Consider the following 12,268-nt stretch of genomic DNA (forward strand, 5'->3'; position numbering starts at 1 on the left):
CCCAAAAGTGCAGGTTTCTCCTGCGCTTCGCTTGCGCGTTTTCCGTAGGATATATACCATACAAAATAATTTCACCCTACTTTCACGCGCCTGACGGCAGCTAAAACGCTATTTCAACGGGGATTTCATCGTGAGTGCTTCTGGCGACGGACGTAGAGATGACATGGGGCTGGTTCACCTCGGCATGCTTGCCCTGCTCGTCGTGCTGATCGTGGTGATCTGGTATCTGGAACACAAAGCCATCGCTTACAACGGGCTCAAGTGGGCATGGCTTCAGCTTTCGATATTCGACTGGAATTTCCTTCCTAGTTGGGCGCGAGACATTCGGATCCATGCCGCCGGCCTTGCATCTAATCCTGGCCAGGTATCCTTTCTGCAGCTCGTCGACGTACTGAACCAGGCGGGGTACTTCTTCATTTGGATCCCGCTTTATCTGACATACCGGGGTGTGCGAGCGGCAATATCGCATCCGTCGAACAAGACCCGCCGGAAAGTGACGGTCGATACCCTCCCTTGGATCGTTTCAAAGCACTCGCCAGCAGTAATCCCGACGCTCTACTACGGCGACCTTCTCAACGAAGACCCTGAGGAACACCGGAGCTCGCTCAATCCAGAGGAGTGGGTTGAACGGCACGGCGTATTGATCAATGGCCGGTTGGATCGTGATCGGTGTCGTGCCTTGCTCATCCAGGATCTGGGCAAACCGATCAACTCTCTGAACGATCTGCTTCCTCACGAAAAAGCGCTTTTTGCGGTGTTTGGCTCACGCATCTTCTTCAACGGCCGCGACCGAAAGAAAGCCCAGGAGCTGCTCGATGACCTGAACTGGTCCTGCCACCAAGGAACCTTTGAAGGGAAGAAGGGCTACCCAGACCTTTCGCTCGCAGATAAGGCTTTCAAAAAGTATTCCAGCTCACCGGACGCCAAAGCTTGGATAACCAAGCACCGGTACGCCAGGACTCTTCTGCACGCCATGCACAAGAAGGCCATGGAGACCGGAAAGGTTCCATCTTCCCATTTCAGGTGGCTCAAGGGCATGGATCGAGGCCTCTGGTTTGCTCTTAACACAACCGGCCGGAAAGGCCCCTTCCAAGAATCGTCAGCAGTGTTCACTCAGGCGCTGTGGGAAGAGTTCGTCCACGACATCGGATATCGCTTGGTAGATCCGTATGTCGATGACGCGATCGACGGACTGGAAAAATACCTCATCAAAATCGGCCTGATTGCCCCAACGAATAGCGAGGCGTGACATGAAAATCAAAGATACGGCAACCATCTCGGGGCATGCCCTCCTTGTCCAGTTCCTGGCTACGGGTAGCTCCCGTCAACTCTCGGTAATCCGCCTTGATCAAGGGGTTACGCTTTCGGTCGGGGATGACAACTTGTCCCTCTTCGCGACTCTGCACGAGACCGGTAAGCGCGTGCTCATCGACAGTTTTTCCGGAGCCCACCTTGCAGATAACGCGCTGCAGGAAGTTCGTCACCTGGTGAGCCGGTACATGCTTCGTCGCAGAGTAGCGAGCTGGCTCACTGGGGCGCTCAAATGGATCGTGGCCCCTATTGTGGCGTTGATGTTTGTGCTGTCACTCAACACGATTGCCACGGCAATGTTGGTCAGTGGCGGTAGCAATGGTGTCGTGCATCCAGCGGTTCAGATGAACACGGGTGTTCCGCGCGAGGTTGCCGCTACTGCCCCGTCCGCGTTGAGCGATGCTGTCCCCCGCCCGGAGCCAGGTGCGTTAGCAAGTGCGTTGGAGTCCGGAGCCAACTCTGGCAAGTATTCGGTCACTATCTCTGAAGGTACCAAGGGAACACTCTATGTGTTCTCTGATCCTTCGTGTCCCTATTGCCGTCGCCTCGAGCCTGTTCTCGAAGCTCTTTCAAGCGACTACAAGGTCGTTGTGTTCCCGGTTTCTGTTGTTGGTGGCCGGCAGAGCCAGAGCCTATTGAATACTGTTTTCTGCACCCCGGCGGGCCAAGGTCGAGCTTCCGCATGGAAGGCAATTGCCCAAGGTGATCATGGGTCTGCCAGTGCAGAGAGCTGCGCTGATTCCTCTGAAGCTATTGCAGCCAACGACGAGTTCTTCCGTGCGATGAACTTCCCAGGCACACCGACAATCATCAATGCCGCTGGCATGGAGTTCCCGACAAATCGCCGCGCTGATGCGGAGAACCTCGCGGCATGGGCTGCTCTCGAGCAGAAAGCAAGCCGATGAGCCTTACGCGTCTCTGGAGTGCGTCCTGATGGCGAGATTCGTTCGGTTCAGCGATAAGTTTCTCGATGACCTTCGTGAGGAAGTTGATCTGCCGGCCCTTGTCGCCGAAGAGATCAAGCTGCGTCGCTCCGGCGGTAACTTTGTCGCCCGATGCCCATTCCACGAGGAAAAGTCGCCATCCTTTCATGTCAGCGCAACTCGCAACACCTTCCGCTGCTATGGCTGTCCGGCCCGGGGAGATGCTATCGAATGGGTTATGCGCAGGCAGCACAAGTCGTTCCACGAAGCCGTGCTTTACCTAGCCCATCGTTTCGGGATCGAGCTTCCGCCGGCAGAAGAAGAGAGCCCGGACGATCAGCAGCGGCGGAAACGTCTGGCCAGACTCTATCAAGCGCTGAATGAGGTCGGCAGGGTCTATGTTCGTGGATTGAAGAAGAACCCTGCAGGGCTCCGCTACCTGGTTGATACCAGGGGCTTCACTGAAAGCTCTGTCGAGTTGTTCGGCATAGGCGCGGTTGCAAGTGGAGTTCTCCCGTTTCTAAAGGGGTTTTCCGACCAAGAGCTGATCGAAGCCGGTATTGCTGCCGTCGACTCGGCGGGCGAACGGGTCTACGACCGCTTCAGGAACCGGATCATGTTCCCTATCCACAACGAATCCGGGAACCTGGTGGGATTCGCCGGCAGAACCATCCTGGAAAATCCTGGCAAGGCTCCCAAATACTTGAATTGCCCGGAGACCGACCTCTTCCATAAGGGCCGCGAGCTATACGGTCTCCATATCGCCAAGACCGCGATCAGAAAAGACCGACTTGCTGTCGTGGGTGAAGGCTATTTCGATGTGATTCGAGCACACCAAGAGGGTGATCCACGCGTGGTCGCCCCGATGGGCACTGCCCTGACGGCGGTGCAGATGAAGCGGCTCCTACTTCATGCCGATACGGTCGTGTTTGCCTTCGACGGTGATCGCGCCGGCAGGCGCGCCGCGCTATCAGCCGCGGCCATTTTGCTTGAAACAATGAAGGATGGTCAGACTGGGAAATTCCTATTTCTGCCTGCAGGACACGACCCTGACTCGTTTATCCGTGCTGAAGGCATTCAGGCGTGGCTTGAACAGGTTGAATCAGCAGTACCGTTGAGTCAGTTCCTGAGCGATTACGTAGTTCATCGCCTCGATCGGTCTCTGCCTGAGTCCCAAGTGAACGCTGCCGCCCGGGCGAGCGCGATTCTTTCACGCCTGCAGAAGGCATTGGTATTTCGTCACGCATTGCGCTTGCGGTTCGAAGAACTGATCGGCGTCCCGCTCGGCTGAGGATTTTTCAATGGCACTCGATCAACATCACGAGATAGATCCCGGCAGTATCACGCGGGACACGCGATCGGTCTGGGACCGGTCGATGGCGCGCCTATTTCGTCCAACCAACTACCGCAACGCGCTGATTGTGTTCGCCGTTGTGCAGTTGGCCCTGCCCTCGCTCTGGCCGGTGTGGGTGTTCATTCTGCTGATGACGAATATGTCGTTTGCAGAGCAGAAATTCATGATGCCTCTTCGGCTACCGATGGATGTCGGCGGCGTGGACAAAACGGACTTCTACGAGGAGTTGATTGAGGAGAGCAAGCTGTTCGGCCTCATCCGAAAATCTCGTACGGCGCGCCGTTTTCTGGCTGCTGGCGGGATCCTCTATCTAGGATTCTTCCGCTCACCTGATCGTGAAGAGCAAGGCAGGGAGCTATGGCTGACAAACTCCGACGCTCGAACGCACCTCTTTTTGCCAGGCACCACCGGGAGCGGTAAAAGCGAAACCCTAATGGGTATTGCCTATAACGCGCTGTGCTGGGGAAGCGGCTTCTCGTATGGAGATGGAAAGGCAGACTCGAACCTGGCGTTCTGTCTCTGGTCATTGTCCCGCCGACGCGGTCGGGAGGATGACTTCCTGATCCTGAACTACCTCACAGGTGGCATGGATCCATTCAAGGCGATGGTTGAGCGCGAGGAAGGCCGATTCGCTGGTAAGGCTGTCCTGCCACAGTCGAACTCGATGAATCCCTTCTTCGATGGGTCTGCCGATTTTTTGCTGCAGCTCATGGCGTCGTTGCAGCCGCAAGCCGGCGGCGACGGCGCACAATGGCAGCAGAAAGCGCTGAACATGATCGACGCCGAGATCCGCACTCTTTGCTACAAGCGTGCGAAGGGTGAGGGTGACATTTCAATCGGGGTCATCCGCCATTACATGGCGTTGCAAAACCTGGTCAAGTTCTACATCGAAGGCATGGAAGGCAAGATTCCTGAGCTCGCGTTCCTGCCGATCAAGGCCTACTTCGAAACGGGCTTGCCAGGCTTCAATCCAGGTCTTGCTCACGATCCCACGCAGTGGGATCCCGAAGTGTTCAACCAGCATGGCTATCTGACCGGTCAGTTCTCTCGAACTCTCGGGATGATGATGGACACGTACGGGTTCATCTTCGATGACAAGTACCCCGAGATCGATATGCTCGATGTTCTGCTGAACAATCGAATCCTGGTGGTGATGATCCCGTCGTTGGAGAAATCGGCTTCCGAAGCCGCTTCGCTGGGCAAGCTCTATATCTCTTCGATCCGCCTGATGATGGCTCAAAACCTTGGCTACCGCCTGGAGGGTACCAAGGCCGAAGTTCTGGACGCGAAAGCAACGGATGCACCGAATCCATACATCATCATCAGCGACGAGCTGGCCTACTACTTCGCTGCCGGCATCGCGGTTATGTTCGCCCAGGCTCGATCGCTCGGCTTCATGATGGTGGCGGCTGTCCAGGATGTCCAAGGCTTGAAGCGCGGTGAAGCCGGCGAAGAATCCGCGTCGATGATCGCCAACACCAAAGTGAAGTGGACGCTTGCGCTCGAAGATCCAGAGGACACCTTCGACCTGGTGGAGAAAGCCGGTGGCGAAGCCTATTACAGCGTTCTCACAGGCCACGAATCGGTCAACGGCACCTTCGCCTCCTCGTACGACAAGAACCGCACGGCGAGCGTCGAGAAACGCCAGCGCATTACGCTGCGCGAGTTGAAAGGGCTCAATTCCGGCGAGGGCCTGGTGATCTTCAAAGACGCAGTTGTGCCTTGCGCTTCGTTCTACATACCGGATAAGGACAAGAAGTCTTCTCGCCTATCCGCAAAGATCAACCGGTTTCTCCAGATCGAACGGCCAGAGTTCGCGCGCCTTCCCCGTTCCGCAGTGAAGGTCAGCGATCAGGATCCAGCTGCATCCGACTACATCTTCGCGCAGCTACGGCGCAGCGAGAAGCCGTATTACCCCAGCTTGATCGACCCGATTCTTGATGCGGTACGCGATGCGGCTGATCACATGAACGACATCCAACGTTTCGAAGTGAATCCGACCGAGCGAGGAATTGTTCTTTTTGAAGCCGCACGCAAAGCCCTACGAAAAGCAGAGGCTGCTGGCCTGACAGGCTACATGCATGAGCCTAGACACGATGATCCTTATGAGCTGATGCCCGAGGATGATGACGCGGAAATCCCTGATTCCGCCTTCGACGAGTAAGGAAAGACTATGTCCCAGATATTGATTGGCCACGATTTTTGGAAGGCACGAGATGGTGCCAAGGTTCCTGTTCTCTGGCGAGAGGATCAGGTCTCCAACCACCATGTTGGTGTGGCGGGAACATCCGGCGCGGGTAAAACCCACTGGATCAGAAAGTTCGTCACTTCCATGCCCGACGACGTGGAGATCGACATCTTCGACTACCACGGCGATATCGAGATCCCAGGCGCTAAAACGGTGATGTTCTCCGAGTCGACGCGGTACGGTTTCAATCCATTGGTGCTCAATACCGACCCTCACTACGGTGGAGTGCGGCGCGCGGTGAATGATGTTATTGAAGCGATCAACAGTACCTCGCGGCAGCTTGGCGGTAACCAGGAGGGTGTCTTGCGACACCTCCTGACAGACACCTATATGCTGAAAGGTATTTTTGCCGACAACCCCAGGACATGGGCGAAACGTGAAGCGTCGGAGAGCGAGTTGCGCGAGCTCTTTGAGCAGCGGAACTGGAGCGGCTTGCGAGAGGTTTACCCGGCCATTGGCGACGTCATCAGCTTCGCTAAACGAAAGCTGAAAGCATTGTGGATGGGCATTGAAGACAAGGACACAGGCCGAAATGCCCTGGGCGCATTCGACGACTATTGCAAGGCCATGAGTGGCGTGAATCAGCTTCGGATGAAGCTGACCCGATCCGGCGGCAACGGCAATGACGAAGAGCTGCAGAAGCTTGAGAAACGGATGGAAAGCTCGAAGGCGAAAGCGCTCGAGGCTTACACCACCTTCGTCAACAGCATGGACACCGGTCGGGAGTTTGAGGAGGCTATCAAGTACAACAGCAAGGATGTGCTGCTGAGCGTTATCACCAGGCTAGAGAACCTGAGCGCAACCGGGATCTTCAACCCAAACCCTCCGCCCTTCGGTAACGCGAGGATCCGCCGGTACATTCTAAAGCCCCTCGCCCAGTCAGAAGATGAACTCAAAATGTTCGTTCGCTTTCGCATGCGCGCCATCATTCGCGAAATGATGCAGCGCGGCGAAAGTGGCGGCCGGCTGCGCCGGATGATCGTCCTCGACGAGTCCAAGAAATTCAATGATGAAGACGCGAGCAACCCCATTAACGTGGTGGTGAACGAAATGCGGAAATTCGGCCTGTCGATCCTTCTGGCCGGTCAGTCGCCAGCACACTTCTCCCAAGACTTCATCAAAAACGCCGGCACGCTGCTGCTGCTGAACCTTGCTACTTCGGATTGGGGCGATGCGGCACGAAAACTGCGAATCGAAGAGAAGGATCTGAAGTATCTCAAGCCGCAACAGACCGGAGCAGTACGGATGCTTGAGAAAGGCCAGTCAGCTTCCTTCCGACAGGTCAGCTTTCAGTAGGTGAATTGAGTCACGATGCCGCCCGCTTTAACCGGCGGGCGTCGTGGCAAAGACGTTGTTGTTGGAGACCTGGGATGTCATCTCACACAAACTTCCTGACCGGGCTCGATGATCAGCTACCAACTCCGGTAAGCCCATTCTCGCTCGTCGATATCGCCGCCCTAGTCAATGAGTGGCCCGAGGGCGTAACTGCTGTCACTCAACAGGCAGACGGCGAATTGCTGTACTGGGATGCGCCCGCGGAAGATATCGTAAAGGCCCGTCGTGTTGCGGGACGTGGCTGCCTGCTGCGTGTGCTTGGAATTAGTCATCAGATCCATTCGGCCTATTGCAACATCGACTCACCCCTCCTGGCTTGCGATTGGGAGACAACGGTGGTGATCGTTAGATCCTCTCAATCGATCGAGTCTGTTCCCGTCATCTGCGGGCGATGAAACGCCCGCGTCGCACAAGAAGCCTTCAATGTGGCGAGCTTGTCACCTGCATGTTCCATGCACCCCTCAGTTACAAATAAACTAACAAACTAACAAATAACAAAATAAATCCTATATCGAGCTCCTGCTGTGCGAGGCGTCCATCACCAGGTGCTGGTGGTGCGCGCGAGCTCGAGGCTGTCCGCCGGCGGCGGTACCGGCCAGGCCGGGGCGGTAGTGGAGCTGCTGCAGGCCTTTCCCGGGCGCGGAGCTGGATCCTCGATCTGCTCGAGGTCGGCCAGGTGCACCAAGTGTTGTCGATCGGCGCCGGCGGCGCGGATCTGGTTAAGGAGCTGCTGCAGGGCATGGTGGCCATCACCAGGTGCTGGTGGTGCGCGCGTGCTCGAGGCTGTTCGCCGGCGGCGGTATTGGCCAGGCCGGCGTGGCGGTGGAGCTGCTGCAGGCCCGCCCCCTCCCCCCGGTGCGGTGCTGGATCCTGGGCGCGCTCGACGTCGACCAGGTGCTGTTGCTGCCGATCGGCGCCGGCGGCGCGGCTCTGGTTGTGGAGTTCCTGCAGGGCGCGGTGGCCATCACCAGGTGCTGACACTGCGCGCGTGCTCGAGGCGGTCCGCCGGCGGCGGTACCGGCCAGGCCGGCGCAGCGGTGGAGCTGCTGCAGGCCTTTCCCGGGCGCGGAGCTGGATCCTCGATCTGCTCGAGGTCGGCCAGGTGCACCAAGTGTTGTCGATCGGCGCCGGCGGCGCGGATCTGGTTAAGGAGCTGCTGCAGGGCATGGTGGCCATCACCAGGTGCTGGTGGTGCGCGCGTGCTCGAGGCTGTTCGCCGGCGGCGGTATTGGCCAGGCCGGCGTGGCGGTGGAGCTGCTGCAGGCCCGCCTCCTCCCCCCGGTGCGGTGCTGGATCCTGGGCGCGCTCGACGTCGACCAGGTGCTGTTGCTGCCGATCGGCGCCGGCGCCGGCGGCGCGGCTCTGGTTGTGGAGTTCCTGCAGGGCGCGGTGGCCATCACCAGGTGCTGACACTGCGCGCGTGCTCGAGGCGGTCCGCCGGCGGCGGTACCGGCCAGGCCGGCGCAGCGGTGGAGCTGCTGCAGGCCTTCCCCGGGCGCGGAGCTGGATCCTCGATCTGCTCGAGGTCGACCAGGTGCACCAAGTGTTGTCGATCGGCGCCGGCGGCGCGGATCTGGTTAAGGAGCTGCTGCAGGACGAGATGGCCATCACCAGGTGGCGGGGTTGGTAGGCGCGTAGGCGCCGGTGGAAGTCGATGGCTTGGCGTGGTTGCTGGTCAAGGGTCTGCCCGGAAGCCGCATGCGGAGCGGATCCAGCTTTGCTGGAGAGCACCGAACGGGTGAGGACAGAAGCGAAGCGCGCCCTTGCACCAGGAGCTTGAGAAGTAAGGCTCCGCCAGCGGTTCAGGGGGTTTGCTTTTCCCCCTGGGCCGTTGGGGACAGAGGCCGACTCGCTCCCTTCCCTAGGAAGGGCGGGGGGATGGGAAAAAACGTTAAATATCTGGAGGTTGCAGCCGAGATAGTCGCTTAAATATAAACCTTCGGAGCTGATTGATATCAACGCGGACAATAGTCCGCTGACGACAATAGTCAGCATCTCGACAATCCCGGCCTACTCAATACGGGCCGGCGCGTGAGTTCCAACCAAGAGTCAGATCACAACAAAGCTTTCGGCCGAGTCCTTGCAGACCTTCGGCGTGGGGTGAATCTGTCACAAGAAAAGCTTGGATTTGAAGCCGAGATGGATCGATCGTTCATCAGCTTGCTTGAGCGTGGAAAGCGTTCGCCGACCCTAGACACTCTTGTCCGCCTTTGCCAGGTTCTTCACGTTTCTCTAAGCCAACTTACGAGCCTGGTCGAGGCAAAGTTGGAAGAGATGAATGCGCAAGAAGAACGTCACTCTCGCTGAAGGCCTGGAACTCTACCGTAGCAAGGTCTCCGTTCTCAAAAAGGGATACTCCCAGGAGAGCTATCGCATAGCTCATATCCTACGTTCACCGATAGCCGCGAAGACAATGCGCGAGATCTCTAGCCCTGATATCGCCGACTACCGTGACGACCGCCTGAAGCAACTCAATCAGCGCACCGGAAAGCCAATCTCGCCGGCGACAGTCAGGCTTGAGATGTCACTGCTATCCAACGTATTCGATATCGGCCGCATCGAGTGGGGCACGTGCGATGCAAACCCAGTAGCTAACGTGCGCAAACCAAAGTCACCTCCTGGCCGTGACCGCCGACTCTCGCCCAGAGAAGAACGGATCATTCTTCGCTATTGCCATAACCACCAAACGCACGAGCTCTACTCGATCGTAATCCTTGCGTTGGAGACGGCCATGCGCCAAGGCGAATTGCTCAAGTTGGAGTGGGAGCATATCAATCTCCGAAATCGCGTTGCTCATCTGCCGGAGACGAAAAACGGAACGAAGCGGGATGTACCTCTGAGCATAAAGGCGAGAGACGCTTTGATTCGCCTTGGGGTTAAATCCAAGGGCCGCGTATTCAGCTACACGAGCAACGGGCTCAAGTCAGCATGGCGAATCATGATGATCAGGCTCGGCATTCAGGATCTACACTTCCACGATCTTCGTCATGAAGCTTGCTCTCGCCTCTTCGAGCTCGGCACCCTCGACGTCATGGAGGTCGCAGCCATCAGCGGGCACAAGTCCTTAGCCATGCTTAAGCGATACACGCATCTCCAGGCCTCCAAGCTGGTGAAGAAATTGGAAGGGAACAAGCACCGAGGGCAGCAGGTGGTCGTCAACCACCTGGTGCCCTACCCCGCCGTGACACGGCAGACCCCCCAGGGCGTTCTTGTACGGGTTTTGGACTTTGAAGGGGTAGAAGGACAGGGCCCGACACATGAAATCGCACTACAGAGCGCGCAAGACGCCTTGCTGAGGCATCTCATGGTAGCTCTTCGGGACAAGCGCCCAGTTCCTGCCCCGGATCAATATCTCGAGCAGGTCAACGAGGCAGACATCATCATGCTGGATCCCCTTTGCCTCCAAGCAGGGCTGCCGACTGAGGGGGGTCACACTTTTTTATAGCATTAGAGTGAGGCCAGAAGCCCTGAAAGCACGACACACTGGGCGTTGCGTAGAACAACATTGCCAATCCGGGGTGTGGAAGGGCAGTGGTGCGTTGAATGCAGCGACCTCGATTTCAATCTCTGCTGCGACGGGCCAAAGAAACACCATCGCCTTGGGTGCGTACAGTTACTGCGCAATAAGCTATTTCTTCAAAGACTCAAAATATATGGGGTCATGCAGGACATATAACAGTGGTGCAAACTGGTATTTGGAGGCATATAAAGCGCCGGGATCTGACGGGCAAAATACTGTATGTCAAGCGGCGTGCCTGCTCTGAACTTGCCAATCCGGGGTGTGGCGTGCTGCGGAGGAAACGAAGATTCAGAGCGGACGCGCCTATACCATGAACTGCGGCACGTACTGGTCTAACCCGGCACAGAACATATGCAACACAATGCCCTATATTGATGTTGCGTTCCCCGAGGAGATGCCTGAGATTCCGCAGATAATCGTCACGTCTGAATTTTTATTTCCGTTTACGCCGTGTGCTCAAGGAGCAATGGACGCTATCGACCACTCTGTTACCAACGTAACGAAATTTGGATTCAGGCTTTATGGCGGTGCAAGTCCAGCGTCAACAGCAATTTCTAGTTGTGGAGCGACGCCCTCTGCAGGTAGAGCAATTAGTCTTTTTTCTTGGATGGCACTCGCTAAGAAGATCTGATTGCCAATCCGGGGTGTGGTCTACAGGAGGAGGCATTGATGTCGGCGCTCGGACTCCTCTGAGCTTTAACGCCAATTACTGCCTCGGTACAAATGCCCTGGTATATGCCCAGATACGGGGCGACGTGCGCGATTCAATGGGCGTGGAGATCGTGGTCAACGGAGCAGTTGAGGTAGCTTCTAAAGCGGACACAGAGGGTTGGTATAGCTACCAATCAACCAGTACGATCCTTTCAGCAAGCGATTGCTTCATGATCAGATCGCTCGTCGCAACCAGCTCACAGCGCATCGCCTGGTTTAAACGGCTGTAAGTTCATTTTGCCAATCCGGGGTGTGGTCAGCACCGAGTGCTGGAGGCTCTTGGGGAGGGTCGTACTTTTATAGCCCGGGACATGGGGGCTGCTATGTTGGAAACCCCCTTACAGGCGCATGCAGTTGCCCCGTTGGCTTTTCAAGATATACGGCATTCAGTATTGCAGTTGGTGGCTGCTATCCATGTACCCTCTACCAATGCGCGAAGAATTGACAATTAAAAATAAAGGGGCCTTAGGCCCCTTTATTTTATCAGCAGTTTCCACGACCAATCGCGAACCAGAAGAACTGATGCTGGGCGCCTCCGTGCCGCACTGTTGTAAACCCATCTGATGTTACGTTTGGCAAGCTGTAATGTTGGTCGGCAGTACCAAGATGCTGTGTAGTTACTGAATAGACACCGGAGAAGCGCACATGAAAGCTGGTGGACGCTGTAGAAACAAATTCGTATCTGGCAGTGCCCCACTGCTCAAGTAATTTTGATGACTTACTGCAGCGCCATCCTTGGCTGCCCATAGAGTATGTGTACTCATTTCCTCCGAGTTCTCGCCACACCCCGGATTGGCAAGCTAGTTAATACAGGTCACGCGGAGATCCATCGTCGCCGAGTAGCCATTCCATGAAGCCTGAAACGG

10 protein-coding genes are annotated in these 12,268 nt (G+C 56.7%); all 10 read left to right on the top strand.

Annotation, left to right across the window (positions count from 1 at the left end):
* Positions 1 to 163 precede the first annotated feature (163 nt).
* Positions 164 to 1,249, top strand: coding sequence for a conjugal transfer protein TrbA (locus KCX70_RS23190; protein WP_195883134.1), 1,086 nt, complete (start codon positions 164 to 166; stop codon positions 1,247 to 1,249).
* A 1-nt stretch (position 1,250) separates the two neighbouring features.
* Complete coding sequence (locus KCX70_RS23195; RefSeq protein ID WP_212620440.1) at positions 1,251 to 2,216, top strand: thioredoxin fold domain-containing protein; 966 nt, start codon at positions 1,251 to 1,253, stop codon at positions 2,214 to 2,216.
* Positions 2,217 to 2,244: 28 nt separating this feature from the next.
* Positions 2,245 to 3,525, top strand: a complete 1,281-nt coding sequence (gene dnaG, locus KCX70_RS23200) for a DNA primase (protein ID WP_212620441.1) — start codon at positions 2,245 to 2,247, stop codon at positions 3,523 to 3,525.
* A 10-nt stretch (positions 3,526 to 3,535) separates the two neighbouring features.
* On the top strand, positions 3,536 to 5,752 hold the full coding sequence (locus tag KCX70_RS23205) for a TraM recognition domain-containing protein (protein ID WP_195883137.1): 2,217 nt from the start codon (positions 3,536 to 3,538) through the stop codon (positions 5,750 to 5,752).
* A 9-nt stretch (positions 5,753 to 5,761) separates the two neighbouring features.
* The gene (locus KCX70_RS23210) at positions 5,762 to 7,132 is read left to right on the top strand and encodes a helicase HerA domain-containing protein (protein WP_212620442.1); all 1,371 of its coding nucleotides are present in this window, start codon (positions 5,762 to 5,764) and stop codon (positions 7,130 to 7,132) included.
* A gap of 74 nt (positions 7,133 to 7,206) precedes the next feature.
* Positions 7,207 to 7,566, top strand: a complete 360-nt coding sequence (locus KCX70_RS23215) for a hypothetical protein (RefSeq protein ID WP_212620443.1) — start codon at positions 7,207 to 7,209, stop codon at positions 7,564 to 7,566.
* Between the two features lie 361 nt (positions 7,567 to 7,927).
* Complete coding sequence (locus tag KCX70_RS23220; protein WP_212620444.1) at positions 7,928 to 8,149, top strand: hypothetical protein; 222 nt, start codon at positions 7,928 to 7,930, stop codon at positions 8,147 to 8,149.
* Between the two features lie 204 nt (positions 8,150 to 8,353).
* Positions 8,354 to 8,581 carry a hypothetical protein gene (locus KCX70_RS23225; protein WP_212620445.1) on the top strand — a complete coding sequence of 76 codons (228 nt, stop codon included), beginning with the start codon at positions 8,354 to 8,356 and terminating at the stop codon, positions 8,579 to 8,581.
* Positions 8,582 to 9,202: 621 nt separating this feature from the next.
* On the top strand, positions 9,203 to 9,478 hold the full coding sequence (locus KCX70_RS23230; RefSeq protein ID WP_088193575.1) for a helix-turn-helix domain-containing protein: 276 nt from the start codon (positions 9,203 to 9,205) through the stop codon (positions 9,476 to 9,478).
* Positions 9,450 to 10,616 carry a tyrosine-type recombinase/integrase gene (locus KCX70_RS23235; protein WP_195883303.1) on the top strand — a complete coding sequence of 389 codons (1,167 nt, stop codon included), beginning with the start codon at positions 9,450 to 9,452 and terminating at the stop codon, positions 10,614 to 10,616. Before KCX70_RS23230 ends, KCX70_RS23235 begins: the two co-directional genes overlap by 29 nt.
* Positions 10,617 to 12,268: the final 1,652 nt, after the last annotated feature.

It is taken from the genome of Stutzerimonas stutzeri (assembly GCF_018138085.1).
Classification (GTDB): Bacteria; Pseudomonadota; Gammaproteobacteria; order Pseudomonadales; family Pseudomonadaceae; genus Stutzerimonas; species Stutzerimonas stutzeri_AI.